Raw genomic sequence first — 21,642 nt, 5'->3', positions numbered from 1 at the left:
GCATGACCACCCCGCCGCCGCTGCCGCAGGCCCCGGACGAGGCCGTCGCGGCGCTCACCGCGCCCGACGGCCCGTACCTGATCGGCGTACGGCACCACGCGCCGTCGCTCGCCGCCGCCGTGCCCCGGCTGCTCGACGCGGCGCGGCCCGACGTGCTGCTCGTCGAACTGCCCGCGGAGACCCAGGACTTCCTGGGCTGGCTGGCCGACGAGGAGACCGTCGCGCCCGTAGCCCTCGCGGCGGTCCCGGAGCCGGAGCCCGGGGCGGACGCGGCGGCGGACCGGCGGGGCCCGGCGTTCTACCCCTTCGCCGACTTCTCGCCCGAACTGGCGGCGCTGCGCTGGGCCCGGGACGCGGGCGTGCCCGTGCTCGCCTGCGACCTGCCGCTCGCCGACCGGGCCTGGCGCGAACCTCGGCAGCACGGCCCGGCCGCCTCGGGCCCGGGCCTCCGGCACGCCCTGCGCGACCGGCTGACCGGACGCGACGGCGACGACCTGTGGGACCGCCTCGTGGAGGCCCCGGCCCCCGGCGCCACCCCCGAGGAACTGCGCCGCGCCGCCCTGCTCACGGGCTGGGCCCTGCGCCGTGACGCGGCCGACGGCCCCGGCATCGACCCGCTCGACCTCGCCCGCGAGTCCTGGATGCGGGCCCGCCTGCGCGAGGCGACCCGGGACGGACGCCGGGCGGCGGCGGTGATCGGCTCGTTCCATGCGGCGGCCTTGACGGGGGCGGCCCTGGGCACGGAGGCGCCGGGTGCCGAACGGGATGCGGCCGAGGACGGCGCGGGTGGCGCACGGGGGTCGGTCGTCGGCGCGGCAGTCGCGCCGCACGCGCCCGACGCCCCGGCCGCCGCACCGGAATCCGGCGAGGGCCCGGCCGCCATCGCGCCGGGGGCGGCGGACAGCGGTTCGGGTGTCGCACCGCAGGCGGTCGACAGTGGCCCGGGCGTCGTACCGGAGGCAGCCGACAGCGATCCAGGTGCCGCACCGCAGGACCCACGGCGCTCCGCCGACGCCCCCGGCACGGCCTCGCCCGCCGCGGCAGGATCGGGCAGTGCCCCGCAGGCCGCGCCCCCCGCGGGCCCCGGCAGCACCGTCAGCCTCATCCCGTACACCTATCCGCTGCTCGACGCCCGGTCCGGCTACCCGGCCGGCATCCGGGACCCGGAGTGGCAGCACCGGGTGCTGGACGCGGCCGGGGACCCGGACGCGCTGCGTGAGGCCGTGGTGCGGGCCGCCGTCGCCGTCAGCGCCGACCTCCGCGCCCAGGGGCACCCGAGCGGTCCGGCCGACGCGCGCGAGGTGGCCCGGGTCGCCGGGGACCTCGCCGCCCTGCGCGGGCTGCGCGCGCCCGGCCGCGGTGAACTCGTCGAGGCGCTCCAGACCGTGCTCGCCCAGGGCGAACCCCTCGGGAGGGGCCGCGCCGTGGCCCGCGCGATGGAGCGCGTGCTCGTCGGCGAGCGCACCGGCCGGCCCACCCCCGCCGCGCCCCGCGGCGGACTCGGACCCGCCGTCGAGCGGGAGGCGGCCGAACTGGGACTGCCCGGCCCGGCCGAGCCCGGCAAGGAGCGCGACCTGCGGCTCGACCCGCTGCGCACCCCGCGTGACCGGCGCCGCGAGATCCTGCTGCGCCGCCTGACGGTCTGCGGTGTGCCGTACGCGGACGAGCAGGGGGTCACCGGCGCGGGCGGGGCCGACGCGCTCACCACCCGGTGGACCGTGACCTGGACCCCGGCGACGGCCGCCGTGCTCACGACCGCGAGCGTGCGCGGCGTGACCCCGGCCCAGGCGGCACAGGGCGTCCTGCGCGCCCGGGCCCGCGCCGCCCGCGACGAGGGCGGGCCCACCCCCGCCCAGGCCCTCGCCGCCCTCGTGGCCGCCGCCGAATGCGCGCTGCCCGAGCTCGCGGAGGAGGCACTGGAGGAGCTGTCCCGGGCGCTCCCGGCCGCCGGTTCGCTCGCCGAACTGCTCACGGGGCTGGCCCTCGTGGACCGGCTCGCCGCCGGGCACGTCGCCGGGTTCACGCCCGACGGCGACCGGCCCGACCGGCTCGCCGCCGCGTCCGAGGTGCTGAGCGCCGCCGCGGTGCGCGCCGTCGAGGGGATCACCGGTTCCGAGGACCCCGAGGACGCCCGCGCCCTGGTCGAACTGGCGCGCCGCGCCGACGCGCTGGGGTCCCTGCGGCTCACCGACGCGCTGGCCGCGCTCGCCGCCGACGGCACCCCGCTCATGGCCTCCGCCGCGGCGGCCGTACGGGTCCTGCTGGGCCACGCGTCGGCCCCGGAGCTCGGCGCTCGCGTCGCCTCCTGGGTCGACGCCGCCTCCGGCTCCGCCGCGCGCGCCGCCCTGACCGCCCGTCTGACCGGTCTGTGCACCGCCGCCGGCGCCCTCCTGGAGACCGCGCCGGACGCGCTGGACCCGCTGCTCGACCGGGTGACGGAGCTGTCCGACCGGGCGTTCCTCGACCGGCTGCCAGCCCTGCGCGGCGGCTTCGACACCCTGTCACCGGCCGCGCGCGAGCGCCTCCTCGAGACGGTCGAGACCCGCATCGGCACCGCCGTCGGCGACCTGACGGTCGACCCGGCGACCCAGGCGGCCTGGACGCGGGCGGACCTGGCGGCGGCGCAGGCCGTGGCCGCGCTGGATCTCGGCGTGCCGCTGACACCCGTACCGGAGGAGAGCGCCGCACGGCACCCCAGCGGCCCCGTGACCCCGGTCGGCGGAACCGGCGGGAGCATCACCCCGGCCGAGCGCTGGCGCCTCGTACTGGGACGCCGTGCCGACGAACTGTCCCCGCGCACCGCCCCGTTGGCCACCGCGCTGGACGAGCTGTACGGGGCCGGCCGCGGCGAGGGCTCCCGCGGCGGGCTCGGCGGACGCGGCGGCGGGCGCGAGGCCCCGTACCCCGGGGTGCGGGAATGGGCCGAGGAGCTCACCGCGCTGTTCGGCCCCGGCGTACGCGAAGAGGTGCTGGCCGCCGCCGCGGCAGCGGGCCGTACCGACGCGGTCGAGGCGCTCGACCCCGACGCGGCACGCCCCTCCGTGAAGCTGCTGCGGACCGTCCTGCAGCACGCGGGCGGCCTGCCCGAGTCCCGGATCGCCGCACTGCGCCCGCTCGTCCGCCGCCTCGTCGACGAGCTGACCCGGGCCCTCGCCACCCGCCTGCGCCCCGCGCTCACCGGCGCCGCCACGGCCCGGCCCACCCGGCGCCCCGGCGGCGGCCTCGACCTGGCCCGCACGCTCCGCGCGAACCTCGCGACGGCGCGCCGCGCGGACGACGGGCGGATCGTCGTCGTGCCCGAGCACCCGGTCTTCCACGGGCGGGCCCGGCGCTCCGCCGACTGGCGGCTGATCATCGTCACGGACGTCTCCGGCTCGATGGAGGCCTCCACGATCTGGGCGGCGCTGACCGCGTCCGTCCTCGCGGGGGTGCCGGCCCTGTCCACGCACTTCCTGGCGTTCTCGACCGAGGTCATCGACCTCACCGAGCACGTCGACGACCCGCTGTCGCTGCTCCTGGAGACACGGGTCGGCGGCGGTACGCACATCGCGGCCGGGCTGCGCCACGCGCGCCGTCTGGTCACCGCGCCGTCCCGCACGCTCGTCGTGGTGATCAGCGACTTCGAGGAGGGCTACCCGGTGGGCGGCCTGCTCGGCGAGGTGCGGGAACTGGTCGGCGCGGGCTGCCACGTGCTCGGCTGCGCCAGCCTGGACGACGCGGGCCGGCCGCGCTACTCGCCGGGCACGGCAGGTCAACTCGTCGCGGCGGGCATGCCCGTGGCCGCCCTGAGCCCGTTGGAACTCGCCCGCTGGGTGGGGGAGAGGATCCGATGACCACCGCTGGACTGCCGCCCGTGCCGCCCGAGGTCACCGCCGAGATCGTCGAGGCACTGACCCCGCGGCTCGCCAAGCGGCTGGACGCCGCCGCGGCCAAGCTCGCGGCTCGCCCGCACACGGTGGACCCGGCGTCGGGTGTCCACCGGATCGCCGTGGACGAGGAGTCGAACGTCGAACTCCGCCCGACGGACGGCGTCGTGACCACCCCGGACGCGATCCGCTGCGACTGCCTCCTGTCCCCGTCCTGCGTCCACCGCGCTGCGGCGGCGACCCTGGCGCCGGTGGCGCTCGACTCCGCCCCGGACACGGACACGGACGGGGAGCCGGAGTCGGGCGCGGAGGAGGATTCCAGCGAGGCGGCGGGCTCGCCGGTCGCTCCGGAGCCGAGTGACCCGGAGCGGACGAGCACCCCGGAGCTGAGCACTCCGGAGCTGAGCGCTTCGGAGCGGACGAGCACCTCGGCGCACGAGGTCACCGAGCACGCCACGGACACCGCCGCCGCCCGCGCCCTGTGGACCGCCGCCGCGCGCCTCCTCGACGCCGGGGTGGACGGGGCCGGGGCCGTCGCCCAGGCCGGACTGCTGCGCGCCGCGCACATCGCCAAGGTCGCCGGGCTGCACCGCCCCGCAGCCGCAGCGATCCGCGTCGTGAACGGCGTGCGCGCGGCGCGGAGCGCAGACCCGGCCCACCGCACCGTCGAACTGGCCGACGCACTCACGGAGTTGCTGGGCCTCGCCCACGCCCTGGGCAGGCCCGGCACGGACCCCGCCGCGACCGCCGCCCTGCGCGGCACGGCCCGCCGCAGCTACGCACAGGCCGGATCGCTGCGCCTGTACGGCCTGTTCACCGAGCCCGTGCTGACCGCGACCGGTCACGCGGGCTGCGTCACCTGGACCGCCGACGCCGACGGCACCCTGTACCAGGTCCCCGACATCGCCCCGGGCGGGGCGAACCGGGCGCGGGGTGTAGCCGATCGCGCCGTGCGCCTGGGCGACACCGCCCTGACCTACCGTGAGCTGTCCGGGGCCGGACTCGTCGTCTCCGGCGCCACGGTCGCCGGAGACGGCCGCCTCGGCGCGGGCAAGGGGGTTCAGGCGGTCCGGGCCAAGGGCGCCGACTGGACCGAAGCGCCGCTGGACGCCCTGTGGTCCGTACCCCTGGCCGAGCAGGCGGCGCGGGCGCGCACGTCGCCGGACGGGCTGCTGTTCCTGGACGCCACCCTCGGCGGTGTCCTGCGCGAGCGGGACGGCGAGAGCCTGGCGGCCGACTGCCAGGGCGTCACCGTCCGACTCTCGGTGGCTCACGACGACCCGGCGCTGGCCCACCGCGAGAACCTCGCCCTGCTCGCCTCGGCCCCCGGCACCCGCGTCCGGCTGATCGCCCGGCTCCTGCCGTCCACCTCCGCCCGCGCGACCCCGCTCGCCGTACGGCTGCCGTCCGGCGCACGCCACGACCTGGGCCTGGACCGCCTGACCCGCGCCGACCTGCCCGTACCCGCCACCACCGGCGAGGCCCCGCCCGGCCCCCGGACCGGAGACGGCGCGACCCCGCCCCCCGTCCACCCCCTGCGCCGCCGCGTCGAGCAGTCCCTCGTCGCGGGCCGCCGCGCCCTCACCCTCGCCCGGCCCGACGACGCCCCCGCCCTGCGCCGAGCCGGTCTGCCCACGGCCGCGGCCCTCCTGGAGGCGCTGCTCCGCGCTGCCGCCGACCGGGGCCGGGACCCGTTCGGCCGCCTGGCGCCCGCCGACCTCGACGCGTTCGCCCGCACCTGGCTGGCCTGCGCCCGCTACACCCAGGAGGTCACCGAGGCCCTCGGCGCCGAGGCCTGGAAGGCGTAGCCCGCCAAGACCTCGTACCTCGCACACCTCACGAACCCCACACGAGGTGAGACGTCATCCTTTCGGATGAGACATCAATGTCTCATTCAAGCTATGCTCGTCTCATGGCTGTCGACCGATCCCAGACGCTGCACGCCGCCGCGGCCCTCCTCACCCGCAAATCCACCGCCACGATGGACGAGGTGGCGAAGGCCGCGGGCATCAGCCGTGCCACGCTGCACCGCCACTTCGCGGGCCGTGACGCTCTCGTGCGCGCGCTGGAGGAGCTGGGCATCCAGGAGTGCGAGGCGGCGCTCGACCGGGCGCGCCTCGACGCGGGCCCGGCCGGGGACGCGCTGCGCCGGCTCGTCGGCGAGCTCGAGACGGCCGCCCCGCTGCTGGCCTTCCTCAACACGGAGAACCAGCTGTTCGAGGGCGAGGAACAGCACGCAGGCTGGGCCCGCATCGACGCCCGCATGGTCGCGCTGTTCCGGCGCGGCCAGGAATCCGGCGAGTTCCGGATCGATCTGACCCCGGCCTGGCTGTGCGAGGCGCTCTACGGCCTCATCGGCAGCTGCGCCTGGGCCGTACAGGACGGCCGCGTCGCGGCCAAGGACTTCTCATACATGATCGCCGAGCTGCTGCTCGGCGGCGCACGACGGAGCGTGGAACCATGACCAGCACTCACCAGCGACCCCAGGTACCGGAGGTGGTGGCGCGCCCCGGCCGGTGGCTCGCCCTCTCCGTACTCGTGCTGGCCGTGCTGCTCGTCGCCGTGGACGCGACAGTCCTCGGCCTCGCGACCCCCTACATCAGCGAGGACCTGGAGCCGTCCGGCACGCAGCTGCTGTGGATCGGCGACGTGTACTCGTTCGTCATCGCCGGACTGCTCGTCTCCATGGGCAGCCTCGGCGACCGCATCGGCCGCAAGAAGCTGCTGCTCACCGGAGCCGTCGCGTTCGGCGCGGTCTCGGTGCTCAACGCGTACGCGACGACGCCCGAGCTGATGATCCTGGCGCGCGCCCTGCTCGGTGTCGCCGGTGCCACCCTGATGCCCTCGACCCTGGCCCTGATCCGGAACATCTTCCACGACCCGCGCGAGCGTTCCCTCGCCGTCGGCATCTGGGGCGCCATGGCCTCGGCCGGCGCGGCCGTCGGCCCGGTCGTCGGCGGTTTCCTGCTCGAGCACTTCTGGTGGGGCTCGGTCTTCCTCATCAACCTGCCCGTCATGGCGGTGCTCGTCGTGGTCGGGGTCAAGCTGATCCCCGAGTCGAAGAACCCGGTGCAGGGCCCCTGGGACCTGCCCAGCGTCGCCCTCTCGCTCGTCGGCATGATCGGGGTGGTCTACGCGGTCAAGGAGGCGGCGGCACACGGCCTCACCTGGGACGTCGCCCTGTCCGCGCTCGTCGGCCTGTCCGCGCTCGCCGGGTTCGTACGGCGCCAGCTCACCCTGGCGTCGCCGCTGCTCGACATGCGCCTGTTCCGCAACCGCGGCTTCTCCGGCGCGGTCCTCGCCGACCTGCTGACCATCCTCGGCCTGTCCGGCCTGGTGTTCTTCATGTCCCAGTTCCTCCAACTGGTCCAGGGCCGCAGGCCCTTCGAGGCCGGTCTCGCCGAACTGCCCGCCGCGATCGGCGCGGTGGTCGCCGGACTCGTCGCCGGCGCCGTGGCGCGCCGCTTCTCGGTCCGTGTCGTCGTCGCGGGCGGACTCGCGGCGGTCGGTCTGTCCCTGGCCGTCCTCACCGGCCTGAGCCAGGACACGGGCTACCCGCTGCTCGGCACGGTGCTCCTGGTCGTCGGCGTCGGCGCCGGCTTCTCGTTCACCGTGACCGCCGACGTGATCCTCTCCAGCGTCCCCAAGGAGCAGGCGGGCGCGGCCTCCGCGGTCTCGGAGACGGCGTACGAGCTGGGCGCGGCCCTCGGCATCGCCCTGCTCGGCTCGATCGTCACCGGCGTCTACGCGGGCTTCACGGTCCCGGCCGGCACCCCCGCCGAGGTCGCCGACGCGGCCCACGCCTCACTCGGCGGCGCTGTCGAGTCCTCCGCCGCGCTGCCGCCGGCCCAGGCCCACGAGCTGCTCGGCTCGGCCCAGGGCGCCTTCGTCGACGGGCTCCAGGTGGCCGCGGGCATCGGCGCCGCGGTGCTGCTCGCGACCTCGGTCGCGGCCTGGTTCCTCCTGCGCGGCCAGCAGTTGGAGAAGTGACCCGGCGGGGGAACCGCACGGCTGGAGAAGTGACACGCCCCGGTGACGCCGTCCGGGTGACGCCGTCCCGATGGACAGGGCGCAACGACCGGGGCCCGGTCCCGCGGAGCGAACTCCGCAGGGCCGGGCCCCGGTCACAGCTGGTGGAGGGTTACGCGGCCTTCGCCTTCGTGGCGTACATGTCCACGTACTCCTGACCCGAAAGGCGCATGACCTCGGCCATCACGGAGTCGGTCACGGCCCGCAGCACGTACCGGTCGCGACCCATGCCGTCGTAGCGGGAGAACTCCATCGCCTCGCCGAAGCGCAGGGTCACCCGGCCCGGGCGCGGCATGCCCGCGCCGCCCGGCTGGAGCTTGTCGGTGCCGATCACGGCGAACGGCACGACGGGCGCGCCGGTCATCAGCGTCAGGCGCGCGATGCCCGTACGGCCGCGGTACAGGCGGCCGTCGGGGGAGCGGGTGCCCTCCGGGTAGATGCCGAAGACCTTGCCCTCCTCCAGGACCCGGCGGCCCGTCATCAGCGCGGCCACACCGCCGTTGGCTCCGTCCCGGTCCACCGGGATCATGCCGACGCCGGTGAAGAACCACGCCATCAGGCGGCCCTTGAGGCTCTTGCCGGTGACGTACTCGTCCTTGCCGATGAAGAACACCTGCCGGTCGCAGACGAGCGGCAGGATCATCGAGTCGATGAACGTCAGATGGTTTCCGGCCAGAATGACGGGGCCGTCGCCCGGGATGTTCTCGGCGCCCTCCACCCGTGGGCGGAACATCAGGCGCATGATCGGTCCGAGCACTGCCTTGATGAGCGCGAAGCGGGACAACGGGCCCTCCGGGGTCAAGGAATGGACATAAGGTCTGTGCAGGTGAGGACGATACTCGCGCGTACCGCCCTCCCGCACATCGGGTTCACCGAGTGGATACAGAGTGTTGATGCGGGTTGATCCCGCACGACGTCACCGACGCACCCCTGCCACGCGGACGACACACAGCGGTCATCCCGCATCACCCCGACGTTCCGTACGCGGTCTCCCCCTGGTCACTCCCGCGCACCTACGATCGGTCCCGCTTTGACAGGTACAAGGCGGTAACTCGGCGGGAGGAGCGCTCCATGGGGAACGAGAAGGCTCAGGCGGCACACGAGGCGGGCACCGGTGGGGGAGTGGGCCGGCGGGCGCTGCTCGGCGCCGCGGTGCTGAGCGCGGGCGTGGCCGCCGTCGCCCTGCCCGGCACGGCCCGGGCCGCCGAGCGGGCCAGTGGCGGGAATCACTCGGGGCAGGGCTACACGTCGCTGCCCGTGCCCACCGTCATCGCCCACCGCGGCACCAGCGGCTACCGCCCCGAGCACACCCTCGGCTCCTACCAACTCGCGCTCGACATGGGCGCCCACGTCATCGAGGCCGGCGACATCGTCCCCACCAAGGACGGCCGGCTCGTCTGCCGCCACGAGCCGGAGATCGGCGGCACCACGGACGTCTCGGCCCACCCCGAGTTCGCCTCCCGCACGACCACGAAGGTCATCGACGGCGTCTCCACCACCGGCTGGTTCACCGAGGACTTCACCCTCGCCGAACTGAAGACCCTGCGCGCGGTCGAGCGCATCCCGGGCAACCGGCCGCACAACACCCTCTACAACGGCCGCTGGGAGATCCCCACCTTCGACGAGGTCCTCGACTGGCGCGCCGAGCAGAGCCGCGCCCGGGGCCGCGAGGTCTGGATCCACGTCGAGACCAAGCACCCCACCTACTTCCGCAAGCTCGGCCTCGGCCTCGAGGAGCGGATCGCCAAGCTGCTGCGCGCCCGCGGCCTGCACCGCAAGAACGCGCCCGTCTTCCTGCAGTCCTTCGAGCCGACCAGCATCCAGCGACTGGACAAGCTCGTCGACAACCCGCTCGTCGTCCTGCTCTCCTCGGCCGGCTCCCGCCCCGCCGACTTCGTCGAGAACGGCGACCCGCGCACCGTCGCCGACCTCATCACGCCCGCGGGCCTGAAGGAGATCGCCGGCTACGCGCAGGGCATCGGCCCGACCCTCGACCTGATCATCCCGAAGGACAAGAGCGGCAAGCTCGGCGAACCCACCACCCTCGTCGCGGACGCGCACGCCGCCGGGCTGATCCTGCACCCGTACACGATGCGCAACGAGAACACCTTCCTGCCCGCGGACTTCAGGAAGGGCACCGACCCGAACGCGTACGGCGACGCCTTCGGAGCCTTCCAGACCTACTTCGCGACCGGCATCGACGGCATCTTCACGGACAACTGCGACACCGGTCTGCTCGCCCGCGAGGACTTCGTCAACGGCTGAGCCGCCGGTCCCGGTTGGAGTGAGACGCGGCCGCCCCGGCAACCGGGTGACCGGGCGGCCGCGTCCCGCCGGGCATGATCCACGACACCGTCTTCGAGACCCTGCGCCCGCTGCTCGCGGCCGAGGCCCGCGCCGAGCTGCCCGGCGAGGGGCGGGCCGACCTCGAGCAGGCCGTCTGGCTCCGCCTCCTGGAACACCTCGACACCCAGGGACCACCCGCCGACCCCGCCGCCTGGCTCACCGCCACCGTCCGCGCCGAGGCCCGCCGCCACCGCCGCACCGCCCGGCACGAGCAGCCCTACGCCGTGGATCCCGTCGCCGAGCACCCCGACCACGCCGACCCCGAGCACCACACCCTGCTCACGGAGCGCGCCCGTGCCCTGCATTCGGCCGTACGCCGGCTGCCCGGCCGCTGCCCCGGCCTGATCGGCGCCCTCCTGTCCCCCAAAGACCTCACTTACCGTGAAATCGCAGGTGAGTTGGGTATCTCACAGGGCAGTCTTGGACCGGAACGTTCCAGATGTCTGGGATGCCTGCGCAGAATCCTGCCCGCCGAGGTTGCGCCGAGGCGGCGCCGGGGAAAAGAGTGAGGGGCAACCGGCGAACAGGTGAGCGGGAGGCATGCACACATGGGCATGAGCGTGACCATCTCTGCGGCGACCGAAGCGGACGCCGAGCAGATCCTCAAACTGCAGTACCTCTGCTACCAGAGCGAGGCGCAGCTGTACGGGGACTACTCGATCGAACCGCTCACACAGTCCCTCGACTCGGTCAGGGCCGAAATGACGGGCGGCACCGTTCTGGTGGCCCGCCTGGGTGACGAGGTGGTGGCCTCCGTCCGCGGGACCGTCGACGCGGACGGCACCGCACGGATCGGCAAGCTGATCGTCCATCCGCGCATGCAGCGCCACGGCCTCGGCGGACGGCTGCTCGCCGCCATCGAGTCCGCGTTCGCCGGCACGGCCAAGCGGTTCCAGCTGTTCAGCGGCCACCGCAGCGAGCACAACCTGCGCCTCTACCGGAAGCACGGCTACGCGCAGGTCTCCACCCGCCAGGTCGACGAGCGGCTCACCCTCGTCACCCTCGCCAAGGAGATCGACGCCTCGGCGCTCGCCACGAGCGCCTGACCGCGGCTCAGGCGGCGGTGGCCTCCGGCCGCTGCCGCAGCACGCCCTTGCGCAGCCAGTACATCCCGGTGACCGGCAGGAGCACCGGGATGAACAGGTACTCCATCCCGTAGTCCGACCACACGGTCTGGTCCGGGAACGCGGAGGCGTCCACCAGCGTCCACGTCCCGACGATCAGGACGCCCGCCAGCTCCAGGGCGCAGCACGCGAAGGCCGAACGCCGGGCGCGGTCGCCGCCGCGCACCAGCGAGTACGTGATGAAGCCGTACACCAGGCCCGCGACCGCCGACAGCGAGTACGCCAGCGGCGCCTTGTCGAACGCGGTCGAGATCTGGAAGACCGACCGCGACACCGCGCCGACGACCATCACGCCGTACAGCCACACGAGCAGCAGCCCGGGACCGCCGATGAGTCGGCGCCGCCCGCCCTCCGGCTTCTCTTCCGTCTCCGCGTGCTCCGAAGAGGTCACCGCCACCTCATCCTCCCCAGATGTCGTAGAGCCGTACTTCGAGGACCGCGAGCACGACACCGCCCGCGGCGACCGTCACCGAGCCCCAGCGGGTCCGCTCGGCCAGCGACATGAACCCGGCCGCCGGCACGCACGCGAACGCCCCGATCAGATACGCGACGAAGATCGTCGTGCCCTGGTCCGGCTTCTCGCCGCGCGTCAGCTGCACGATCCCGACCACCAGCTGGAGCAGCGCCAGCGCCGACACCACGGCCATCCCGATGAAGTGCCAGTCCTTGGTCGGCTGGTCGCGAGAGGCGGCGAAACCGCACCACGCGGCGAGCGCGAGCGCGGCGAGACCCGTCACCAGGGTCAGGACATCAAGCATGGCCCAGACCCTATTACGGGACAGAAGGCCCGCCGCCCTCGCCCCCGGCGGCCCCGGCCACCGGCCCGCCGACCGTGGCGTTGACCACAGCGCGCCCCACGCGGGACCCGTCCGCCGGCGTCGTCGTGGAGGACCTCCCGGCCGTGTCAGCGCTGGCCACGACGGCCGGCGTGGAGTCCACCGCGGGGGAGCGAGGCGTTCCGCATGCCCGTCCACGGCTGTCCGCTATACGGACAGCGCTGGTCGGAAAGGCCCTCACGTCTGCTTTACTTGCCCGCATGACCACGACGAGCAGCCGCATCCTTGCGACCGAGGCGACCAGGACGCCCGGTGCTCGCTGTATGTGTCGAATGTGCGCCTTCTGAGGGCCCCCGCTCCTCTCCCGTGCCCCTAGGGCAGGGAGGGAACCCCGTTCTCGCGCCCCGAAGCGAGATGCAGGTCTGCCCGCGCACAGTCTCCACGTACTGGTTCCAGTACCGCTCCCCGTCGAGAGCGAGAGCACGCGCGCCCGGACTTCCGCAACTTCCCGAATGAATGCCCCGTGCCCGGCGACACCCGTGCCGCGCACTCGACAGTGACGGAAACCCACGTGATCACCACCCAGGGCCTCACCAAGGTCTACCGCTCGCGCGGCCGCGAGGTCACCGCCCTCGACGGCGTCGACCTGCACGTCCGCGAAGGCGAGGTGTACGGCGTCATCGGCCAGTCCGGCGCCGGCAAGTCCTCCCTCATCCGCTGCGTCAACCTCCTGGAGCGCCCCACCTCCGGCACCGTGACGGTCGCCGGCCAGGACCTCACCGCGCTCGCCGGGCGCGGCCCCCGCGCCGGCAAGCAGCTCCGCGAGGCGCGCAGCCGCATCGGCATGGTCTTCCAGCACTTCAACCTGCTGTCCTCGCGCACCGTCCAGGACAACATCGAGCTGCCGCTGGAGATCCTCGGCAAGTCGGGGAAGGAACGTTCTGCCAAGGCGCTGGAACTGCTCGACCTCGTCGGCCTCTCCGACAAGGCCAAGTCCTACCCCGCCCAGCTCTCCGGCGGCCAGAAGCAGCGCGTCGGCATCGCCCGCGCCCTGGCCGGCGACCCGAAGGTGCTGCTCTCCGACGAGGCCACCAGCGCCCTCGACCCCGAGACCACCCGCTCCATCCTCCAGCTCCTGCGCGACCTCAACCAGCAGCTCGGCCTGACCGTCCTGCTCATCACGCACGAGATGGACGTCGTCAAGACCGTCTGCGACTCCGCCGCCCTCATGGAGCACGGACAGATCATCGAGTCCGGCACCGTCAGCGAGCTCCTCGCGACGCCCGGCTCGGAGCTCGCCTCCGCGCTCTTCCCGGTCAGCGGCGACGCCACCGGCGCCGACCGCACGGTCATCGACGTCACCTTCCACGGCGAGTCCGCGACCCAGCCCGTCATCTCGCAGCTCTCGCGCACCTACAACATCGACATCTCGATCCTGGGCGCCGCGATGGACACCGTCGCCGGCAAGCAGGTCGGCCGCATGCGCATCGAACTGCCCGGCCGCTACGAGGACAACGTCGTGCCCGTCGGCTTCCTGCGCGAGCAGGGCCTCCAGGTCGAGATCCAGGGCCCGCAGGGCGAGACCGCCCCCGTACTGCAGAAGGAAGGTGTCACCAAGTGACCTGGTCGGAGATGCAGCCGCTGCTGTCCCAGGCGTGTTGGGACACCCTCTACATGGTCGGCTGGTCCACGCTCATCGCCATCGTCGGCGGTCTGCCGCTCGGCGTGCTGCTCGTCCTCACGGACCGCGGTGGACTGCTCCAGAACGCGCTGGTGAACAAGATCATCGGGCAGGTCGTGAACATCGTCCGCTCGATGCCCTTCATCATCCTGATGGTCGCGCTCATGAGCTTCACGCGTGCGGTCGTCGGCACCACCATCGGCCGCGAGGCCGCCATCGTGCCGCTCGCCATCGGCGCCATCCCGTTCTTCGCCCGGCTCGTCGAGACCGCCGTGCGCGAGGTCGACGGCGGCCTGGTCGAGGCCGTCCAGTCCATGGGCGGCAACACCTGTACCGTCGTGCGCAAGGTCCTCGTACCCGAGTCGCTGCCCTCGCTGATCTCCGCGACCACCACGACGATCGTCGCCCTCATCGGCTACTCGGCCATGGCGGGCACCGTCGGCGCCGGCGGCCTCGGCGACATCGCGATCCGCTACGGCTACCAGCGCTTCGAGGGCAACCTCATGTGGATCACCGTCGCGGTCCTCGCCGTCGTCATCTCGCTCATCCAGTTCGCGGGCGACAGCGGAGCCCGCGTCCTGCACCGCCGCGCCGGCAAGGGCGGCGAACCGCTCCGCTTCCGGCTGTTCGGCGGCTTCCTCCCCGGCGGCCCCGTCGCCGCCGAAGCCACCACCGGCAAGACCACCGGCTGAATCACCCGCCGCACCCAGACTCCCCGTCCCCCGGCGGGTTGCACCACCCATGGAGAAAGGCACTTTTCGTGCGTAACACCACCAAGATCACCGCTGCTGTCCTCGTCACCGGAGCCCTCACCCTCGGCCTCAGCGCCTGCGGCTCCGACAAGGGCGACACCAAGGCGAAGGCCTCCGACCCCCTGGTCGTCGCGGCCACTCCCGTCCCGCACGCCGAGGTCCTGAACTACATCAAGGACCACCTGGCGAAGAAGGAAGGCCTCAACCTCGAGGTCAAGGAGTTCACGGACTACGTCCAGCCGAACAACGCCACCGAGGACGGCTCGGTCGACGCCAACTACTTCCAGACCGTCCCGTACCTGGAAGACTTCAACAAGAAGAACGGCACGCACCTCAAGTCCGTCGCGGTCGTCCACCTCGAGCCCCTCGGCCTCTACTCCGAGAAGTTCAAGAAGCTCGACGAGCTCAAGAAGGGCGGCACCATCGCCCTGCCGAACGACGCCGACAACGAGAGCCGCGCCCTGCGCTTCCTCGCCTCGACCGGCATCATCGGCCTGAAGAAGGGCGCGGAGGCCACCGCCACCCCGCAGGACATCGCCAAGAACCCCAAGGACCTCCAGTTCAAGGAGGTCGAGGCGGCGCAGACCCCGCGCTCCCTGCAGGACGTCGACGGCGCGGTGATCAACGGCAACTACGCCATCGGTGCCGACCTCAACCCGGCCAAGGACGCCCTCGCCCTCGAGTCGACGAAGGGCAACGCGTACAACAACGTCCTCGCCGTCAAGGAGGGCAAGGAGAACGACCCCCGCGTGAAGAAGCTCGCCAAGCTCCTCACCTCGCCCGAGGTCAAGAAGTTCATCGAGGACAAGTACAAGGGCTCCGTCCTGCCCTCGTTCTGATCCCGCGTCACTTCCGCGGGCGCCTTCGAGGCGTTCCCAGGGGGCCGTACCCGGCAACGGGTGCGGCCCCCATGTGCAGTGACGTGCCTTCATGCTGCATGCTGGGCACTCACCCCGGCCGGCACGAGGGACGAAGAGGCGGCCACGAAGGTTACGGAGCGCCGCATGACGAACACCTTCCCCGAGATCTCCATCAGCACGGAGCGCTTGGTGCTGCGCCGCCTCGACGAGGACGACGTCCCCGCCCTCACCGAGATGATGAACGACGAACTCGTCGCCGCCTGGACCTCGGTCCCGCAGCCCTTCACCGAGGAGGGCGCCCGCCGCTGGATCACCGAGTACGCGCCCCGCGAGCGCGCCTCGGGACGCGGCCTCGACCTCGCCGTCACCGAGTTCCTCACCCAGCGCCTCGTCGGCGTCGTCCAGCTCACCAAGACCAACTGGCACGTCCGCGCCACCGAGTTGTCGTACATCGTCGCCCCCTGGGCCCGCGGCGAGGGCTACGCCTCCGAGGCCGCGCTCGCCACCGCCCAGTGGCTCTTCCGCGACCAGCGCATGGAGCGCATCGAACTGCGCACCGCCGCCGACAACACGGCCTCCCAGCAGGTCGCCCAGAAGATCGGCTGCATCAGCGAAGGCGTCCTGCGCAACGCCTGCATAGCGCGTACGCGCACGGAGGACGGTGGCTGGGCCGAGGTCCGCACGGACTTCATCGTGTGGAGCCTGCTCCCGGAGGACCTCGAAGGCGTCACGGAGCAGCTCGCGGAGGCCGGCGGCTTCACCGCCTTCTCCGACTGGAACTGACCCGACCGTTTCGTCGCCGGGTGCGGGTAGGTGGGGGCTGGTCGCGCCCCGCGGCGGAGCCGCCAATGGACACAGTCCCGCGCCCCTGGAGATGCGCACTTCGTGCGCGATCTCCAGGGGGGCGGTGCCCCGTCGGGGAAATGCGACGCGAAGCGTCTGCATTTCAGGGGCGCGGGGAACTGCGCGAGAAGCCCCACCGGCCCGCAGCCCGCGACGAGACCCCCGAACCCCACCGGGTACGCTCACCCTGCCCAGCCCCCCGCGCACACCCAGGAGACAGACGACGATGGCCGACCGGGTCACGGTGATCGGCTGGGACGGCTCGCCCCTGACCGCGGCGGCCCGCTCCGCACTCGGCGCCGCCACCCTCGTGGCCGGCGCCGCCCACCACCTGGCACTGCCCGAGGTCCCGCCCACCGCGGAGCGGATCCGGCTCGGCAGTGTCTCCCTCGCCGCCCGCCGCATCACCGCCCACCGCGGCACCGCCGTCGTCCTGGCCGACGGCGACCCCGGCTTCTTCGGCGTCGTCCGCACCCTGCGCGCCCCCGAGTACGGACTCGAGGTCGAGGTCGTCCCCGCCGTCTCCGCCGTCGCCCAGGCCTTCGCCCGCGCCGGCATGCCCTGGGACGACGCCAAGGTGGTCGTCGCACACCGCCGCACCCTGCGCCGCGCGATCAACGTGTGCCGCGCCCACACCAAGGTCGCCGTCCTCACCTCGCCCGGCGCCGGCCCCGCCGAACTGGGCCTGCTCCTCGAAGGCGTCCACCGCACCTTCGTCATCTGCGAGGAACTCGGCACCGACCGCGAACAGGTCACCGTCGTCACCTCCGACAAGGCCGCCGACCACACCTGGCGCGACCCCAACGTCGTCATCGTCATCGGCGGCCACGCCACCGGCACCTCCGAGAGCGGCGCCTGGCTCGCGGGCGGCGAACCCGGCACCACACCGCGCGGCTGGGCCCTGCCCGCCGCCGAGTACACCGGCCCCTTCGGCGAGGGCGAGACCGAACAACTGCGCGCCGCCCAACTGGCCCGCCTGGGCCCGCGCACCGGCGACCTCGTCTGGGACATCGGCTGCGGCAGCGGCGCCTTCACCGCCGAGTCCGCCCGCTTCGGCGCCGCCGTCATCGCCGTCGACAGCGACCCCGACGCCTGCGCCCGCACCCTGGCCACCACCCGCCGCCTCGGCGTCCAGGCCCAGATCGTGCACGGCACCGCCCCGCACGTCCTGGAGGACCTGCCCGAACCCGACGTCGTACGGGTCGGCGGCGGGGGAGCGGCGGTCGTCTCCGCGGTCGCCGACCGGCGCCCCGCCCGCATCGTCACCCACGCGGCGACACGCGACGCGGCCGAACTCGTCGGCAGAGACCTGACGGAGCACGGCTACGACGTCGAGTGCGCCCTCCTGCAATCCGTCGAACTGGACACACGCCGCTGGACGGAGAAGGAGCGGACCGTGGGGTTCCTGCTGTCGGGGCGCCTTCCGGATCGCCACCCGTGACCCTGACGGCCGGGCGCGCGCGGTAGGCTGACCGATCGTTGTACCGCACCAGGACACCTGACGATCCGTCGGTCAATGTTCCGGAAAGGTCCCGTAAACGCACCATGTCCGGGGCGCTTGTGGTACGACGCCGACCGGAGGACGCGCAACGTGGCGCAGTCCACAGAAAGCCATGGTCGAACTACGTACCGTGGCCGCGTTCCGACCGGGACAATGCCTGTTGTCCGGGTCGGTTCGTGCCGCGCGGCGTGTGCGCTCGTTCTACTGGACGGGCGGACGACGCACCGCTCCGGTCAAGGGGGTTGCATCTCCGGCGGTCGGCCGGGGGCGGCCAGTAAGTTCTCACGATGGGCGAGGGGTAGGCATGACCGAAACCGGTCAGGTTCCGGGCGAAGGACTGCCGGAGAACGCGGGAGGGGTGGACCAGCCGGGCGTTCCCGCCCCGGGCGCGTACACCTACCTCGATCCTGCCGACGCCGTCGCCGAGGACGACGAACTGCTCCTGATGCCCGGCTCCCAGGGCGCCTGGGGTCAGCCCCAGGCCGCGATGCCCCCGCACCAGCAGCAGCCGGGCCCCGCCGTCGTGCACGAGCCGGGTCCGCACGAGACGGGTGGCCGCGACAGCGGGCACCACGACCTCGGCGCGATGCAGATGCCCCAGGCCCAGGCCCAGGTCCAGGCGCCGAGCCAGGGCGGCCCGCGCCGCCCGCTGCACATGGGCCCGCCCGTGCCCGAGACCGGCACCGGCCCCGTGCGCTCCCTCGCGGACCGCGGCCCCGCGCAGCAGACGCCGCCGCAGGCCATGCCGATGCACCAGTCCGGGCCGCCCACCACCGGCCCCGAGTACCTCGACGTTCCGCCGCAGGGCGCCGCCCCGTGGCAGCCCGCCGGCGCACAGCCGGAGCAGGCCGGGTACGACCTGGCGGGCGGGATGCCCGTCGCCGCCGCAGAAACGGTCGTCCCGGAGGCCGTCCCGGCGCAGTACGCCGACCACTCCGGGCAGTTCCCGCACCCGCAGGGGCCGGGCGCCGCCCAGGACTTCCAGCCCGTGCCCGAGCAGCAGCCGGTCGGCGCGTACGCCGGGCAGCCGGAGCCGGTGGTCGCGTACGCCGGGGCGCCCGACGCGCAGGCCGCGCAGCAGTTCGCCGGTGAGCAGCCGCTGGGCCAGTTCGTGCCCGTGGAGGGCTCGGTGCCCACCACGCCGCACCTGGCGCCGACGCCGCCGCAGGCCATGGTCGTACCGCCGCTGCCGGAGCCCGAGGCCGAACAGCCAGTGGCCGAACAGCCAGTGGCCGAGCAGCCGGTCGCCGTTCAGCCCGTCGCCGAGCAGCCCGTCGCGGAGCAGGCGCTCGCCGAGCAGGGCGGCGCGGGTCAGCCGGTCGCCGAGCAGCCCGTTGCCGAACAGCCGGTCGCCGAGCAGCCTGTTCCGGACCAGCCGGTCGCGGAGCAGCCCGCGGGCGAGCAGCTCGTCGCCGAGCAGCAGGTCGCCGAGCCCGTGGCGGACGTGCCCGCGCAGCAGCCCGTCGCCGAGGGCCCGCAGAACGAGCAGGCGGAGCAGGCCGAACAGCCCCAGCCCGCCGAGCCGGAGCAGCCGGCTCAGGAGCAGCAGGTCCAGGCCGCCCAGCAGGCACAGCCCGCCCAGAACCCGCAGCCCGGCCAGAACCAGCAGCCGCAGGACGCCCAGGCGCAGGAGCCGCAGGGCCAGAGCCCGCAGATCCAGGAGCAGGCCGCCGAGCAGGCTTTGCAGCTCCAGGAGACCCCGGCCGAGCCCGGGGCCCAGGAGGTCCCGGAGATTCAGGAGGCCCCGACCGCCGAGGCCGCCGAGGCCAGGCAGACTCCGGAGCAGCCCGTCGCGGAGACGGGGCAGCCGGTCGCCGCCGAGGCCGTCGTGACCGAGCCCGCCGCCGAGCAGCCCACCGAGGCCGCCCCGGTGACGGAGCAGCCCGTCGAAGAGCCCGTCGCCGCAGCCGTCCCGGCCCCGCGCGACGGCGCCGCCGCCGACGAGTCCGAGCCGGCCCAGTCCGCCGACGACCTGCCCACCGCCGAGGGCGACGCCGAGCCCACGCTCGCCGGCCCCGCGGCCCCCGCCTACGACGACGCCGAGCGCGAGGCCGTGCTGCGCGTCATGCGCGAGCGCCGCGACATCCGCAACGGCTTCCGCAGCGACCCCATCCCGCACGAGGTGCTGCTGCGCGTCCTGGAGGCGGCCCACACGGCGCCGTCCGTGGGCCACTCGCAGCCCTGGGACTTCGTCGTCATCCGCTCCGCCGACACCCGGCGCACGATGCACGAACTGGCCGAGCGCCAGCGGGACGCGTACGCCAAGTCCCTGCCCAAGGGCCGCGCGAAGCAGTTCAAGGAACTGAAGATCGAGGCCATCCTCGACACCCCGGTCAACATCGTGGTCACCGCCGACCCGACCCGGGGCGGCCGTCACACCCTCGGCCGGCACACCCAGCCGCAGATGGCCCCGTACTCCTCCGCGCTCGCGGTGGAGAACCTGTGGCTCGCCGCCCGCGCCGAAGGCCTCGGCGTCGGCTGGGTCTCCTTCTTCGACGAGCGCGAGATGGTCCGCACGCTCGGCCTGCCCGAGCACCTCGAAGTGGTCGCGTACCTGTGCGTCGGCTACGTCGACGAGTTCCCCGCCGAGCCCGAGCTGATGCAGGCCGGCTGGTCCAAGCGGCGTCCGCTGTCCTGGGTCGTCCACGAGGAGACGTACGGGCGTCGGGCCCTGCCCGGCGAGGACCCGCACGACCTGCTCGCCGAGACCGTCGCCAACATCCGCCCGCTGGACGCCAAGGCGCTCGGCGAGGCCTGGGAGCGGCAGAAGCGCATGACCAAGCCGGCCGGCGCCCTCGGCATGCTGGAGATCATCTCCGCGCAGCTGTCGGGCCTGTCCCGGATGTGCCCGCCGCCGATCCCGGAGCCCGCGGCGGTCGCGATCTTCGCCGGCGACCACGGGGTGCACGCCCAGGGCGTCACCCCCTGGCCGCAGGAGGTCACCGGCCAGATGGTCGCGAACTTCCTGGGCGGCGGCGCGGTCTGCAACGCGTTCGCGAACCAGGTCGGCGCCGAGGTCTGTGTCATCGACGTGGGCGTCGCCTCCGAACTCCCGGCGACCCCCGGCCTGTTGCCGCGCAAGGTCCGCGCCGGCACGTCCGACATGACGACCGGCCCGGCCCTGACCCGCGAAGAGGTCAAGGCGGCCATCGAGGTCGGCATCGAGACCGCCCGCGACCTGGTCGCGGCGGGTAACAAGGCGCTGCTGACCGGCGAGATGGGCATCGCGAACACCACCGCGTCCGCCGCCCTGATCTCCGTCTACACCGAGGCCGACCCCGCCGAGGTCACCGGCCGCGGCACCGGCATCAACGACGAGACGCACGCCCGCAAGGTCGAGGTCGTGCGCCGCGCCCTCGAACTGCACCAGCCCGACCCGGCGGACCCCATCGGCGTCCTCGCCGCGGTCGGCGGTCTGGAGCACGCGGCCCTCGTCGGTCTGCTCCTGGGCGGCGCCTCGCTGCGCACGCCGGTGATCCTCGACGGCGTGAGCGCCGGTGCCGCCGCGCTGGTCGCCCGGGCCGTCGCGCCCGAGGTGCTCGCCGCGTGCATCGCCGGTCACCGCAGCGCCGAGCCCGGCCACGTCGCCGCGCTCAACAAGCTGGGCCTGCGCCCCCTGGTCGATCTCGACCTCCGCCTCGGTGAGGGCACGGGCGCGCTGCTCGCCCTCCCGATCGTCCAGAGCGCCGCCCGCGCGATGCACGAGGTCGCCACCTTCGACTCGGCCGGCGTCACCGAGAAGTAGAGACCGCCCACAGGAACGCCTGCCCGCCCCGCCGCGGGCAGGCGTTCCGCCGGGGAACGGGTGGGGCGCGGCCCCCGGTGCCGGACGCGCCCCGGGAGGGCCCCGGCATAAGCTGACCT

Annotated in this window: 16 protein-coding genes; 13 read left to right on the top strand and 3 right to left on the bottom strand. The window is 73.9% G+C overall.

What is annotated here, in order from left to right; genetic code table 11:
- The first annotated feature begins 2 nt into the window (after positions 1-2).
- The 4 genes from ACZ4E1_RS27765 (at position 3) to ACZ4E1_RS27750 (ending at position 7,856) form a co-directional block, all read left to right on the top strand.
- Entirely contained in the window at positions 3-3,833 is a 3,831-nt protein-coding gene (locus tag ACZ4E1_RS27765) for a DUF5682 family protein (RefSeq protein ID WP_467544188.1), read from the top strand.
- Positions 3,830-5,674: a hypothetical protein gene (locus ACZ4E1_RS27760; RefSeq protein ID WP_467544186.1), complete on the top strand. Its 1,845-nt coding sequence runs from the start codon at positions 3,830-3,832 to the stop codon at positions 5,672-5,674. The genes ACZ4E1_RS27765 and ACZ4E1_RS27760 overlap by 4 nt, the downstream gene beginning before the upstream one ends.
- A gap of 104 nt (positions 5,675-5,778) precedes the next feature.
- The gene (locus tag ACZ4E1_RS27755; RefSeq protein ID WP_467544185.1) at positions 5,779-6,330 is read left to right on the top strand and encodes a TetR/AcrR family transcriptional regulator; all 552 of its coding nucleotides are present in this window, start codon (positions 5,779-5,781) and stop codon (positions 6,328-6,330) included.
- Positions 6,327-7,856 carry an MFS transporter gene (locus ACZ4E1_RS27750; RefSeq protein WP_467544183.1) on the top strand — a complete coding sequence of 510 codons (1,530 nt, stop codon included), beginning with the start codon at positions 6,327-6,329 and terminating at the stop codon, positions 7,854-7,856. The genes ACZ4E1_RS27755 and ACZ4E1_RS27750 overlap by 4 nt, the downstream gene beginning before the upstream one ends.
- A 151-nt stretch (positions 7,857-8,007) precedes the next feature.
- Here ACZ4E1_RS27750 and ACZ4E1_RS27745 read toward each other — a convergent pair whose 3' ends face one another.
- Positions 8,008-8,679, bottom strand: a complete 672-nt coding sequence (locus ACZ4E1_RS27745) for a lysophospholipid acyltransferase family protein (protein ID WP_467544179.1) — start codon at positions 8,677-8,679, stop codon at positions 8,008-8,010.
- A 287-nt stretch (positions 8,680-8,966) separates the two neighbouring features.
- Here ACZ4E1_RS27745 and ACZ4E1_RS27740 point away from each other — a divergent pair, with 287 nt between their 5' ends.
- The 3 genes from ACZ4E1_RS27740 (at position 8,967) to ACZ4E1_RS27730 (ending at position 11,287) form a co-directional block, all read left to right on the top strand.
- Positions 8,967-10,160 carry a glycerophosphodiester phosphodiesterase gene (locus tag ACZ4E1_RS27740; RefSeq protein ID WP_467544175.1) on the top strand — a complete coding sequence of 398 codons (1,194 nt, stop codon included), beginning with the start codon at positions 8,967-8,969 and terminating at the stop codon, positions 10,158-10,160.
- A 74-nt stretch (positions 10,161-10,234) separates the two neighbouring features.
- Complete coding sequence (locus tag ACZ4E1_RS27735) at positions 10,235-10,750, top strand: sigma-70 family RNA polymerase sigma factor (protein ID WP_467544172.1); 516 nt, start codon at positions 10,235-10,237, stop codon at positions 10,748-10,750.
- A 39-nt stretch (positions 10,751-10,789) separates the two neighbouring features.
- Complete coding sequence (locus tag ACZ4E1_RS27730) at positions 10,790-11,287, top strand: GNAT family N-acetyltransferase (protein WP_467544170.1); 498 nt, start codon at positions 10,790-10,792, stop codon at positions 11,285-11,287.
- Between the two features lie 7 nt (positions 11,288-11,294).
- Here ACZ4E1_RS27730 and ACZ4E1_RS27725 read toward each other — a convergent pair whose 3' ends face one another.
- Both ACZ4E1_RS27725 and ACZ4E1_RS27720 read right to left on the bottom strand, forming a co-directional pair.
- The gene (locus tag ACZ4E1_RS27725) at positions 11,295-11,756 is read right to left on the bottom strand and encodes a hypothetical protein (RefSeq protein WP_467544167.1); all 462 of its coding nucleotides are present in this window, start codon (positions 11,754-11,756) and stop codon (positions 11,295-11,297) included.
- A 7-nt stretch (positions 11,757-11,763) separates the two neighbouring features.
- Complete coding sequence (locus ACZ4E1_RS27720) at positions 11,764-12,123, bottom strand: hypothetical protein (RefSeq protein WP_467544165.1); 360 nt, start codon at positions 12,121-12,123, stop codon at positions 11,764-11,766.
- 589 nt (positions 12,124-12,712) lie between these two features.
- Between ACZ4E1_RS27720 and ACZ4E1_RS27715 the strand changes: the two genes are divergently transcribed.
- The 6 genes from ACZ4E1_RS27715 to cobT all read left to right on the top strand — a co-directional run bounded on the left by ACZ4E1_RS27715 (position 12,713) and on the right by cobT (position 21,523).
- Positions 12,713-13,762 carry a methionine ABC transporter ATP-binding protein gene (locus ACZ4E1_RS27715; RefSeq protein WP_467544162.1) on the top strand — a complete coding sequence of 350 codons (1,050 nt, stop codon included), beginning with the start codon at positions 12,713-12,715 and terminating at the stop codon, positions 13,760-13,762.
- Positions 13,759-14,514 carry a methionine ABC transporter permease gene (locus ACZ4E1_RS27710; RefSeq protein ID WP_467544159.1) on the top strand — a complete coding sequence of 252 codons (756 nt, stop codon included), beginning with the start codon at positions 13,759-13,761 and terminating at the stop codon, positions 14,512-14,514. The genes ACZ4E1_RS27715 and ACZ4E1_RS27710 overlap by 4 nt, the downstream gene beginning before the upstream one ends.
- 68 nt (positions 14,515-14,582) lie before the next feature.
- The gene (locus ACZ4E1_RS27705; protein ID WP_467544155.1) at positions 14,583-15,413 is read left to right on the top strand and encodes a MetQ/NlpA family ABC transporter substrate-binding protein; all 831 of its coding nucleotides are present in this window, start codon (positions 14,583-14,585) and stop codon (positions 15,411-15,413) included.
- A 165-nt stretch (positions 15,414-15,578) separates the two neighbouring features.
- The gene (locus ACZ4E1_RS27700; protein WP_467544152.1) at positions 15,579-16,217 is read left to right on the top strand and encodes a GNAT family N-acetyltransferase; all 639 of its coding nucleotides are present in this window, start codon (positions 15,579-15,581) and stop codon (positions 16,215-16,217) included.
- Positions 16,218-16,503: 286 nt separating this feature from the next.
- Positions 16,504-17,718 (top strand): precorrin-6y C5,15-methyltransferase (decarboxylating) subunit CbiE, encoded by a 1,215-nt coding sequence (gene cbiE / locus ACZ4E1_RS27695; RefSeq protein ID WP_467544150.1) that lies wholly within the window; start codon positions 16,504-16,506, stop codon positions 17,716-17,718.
- A gap of 364 nt (positions 17,719-18,082) precedes the next feature.
- Positions 18,083-21,523, top strand: a complete 3,441-nt coding sequence (gene cobT, locus ACZ4E1_RS27690; RefSeq protein ID WP_467544148.1) for a nicotinate-nucleotide--dimethylbenzimidazole phosphoribosyltransferase — start codon at positions 18,083-18,085, stop codon at positions 21,521-21,523.
- The last annotated feature ends 119 nt before the right edge of the window (positions 21,524-21,642 follow it).

This window comes from Streptomyces sp. NPDC025806 (assembly GCF_055558275.1).
This window is presented reverse-complemented; position numbering and strand designations above follow the sequence as displayed.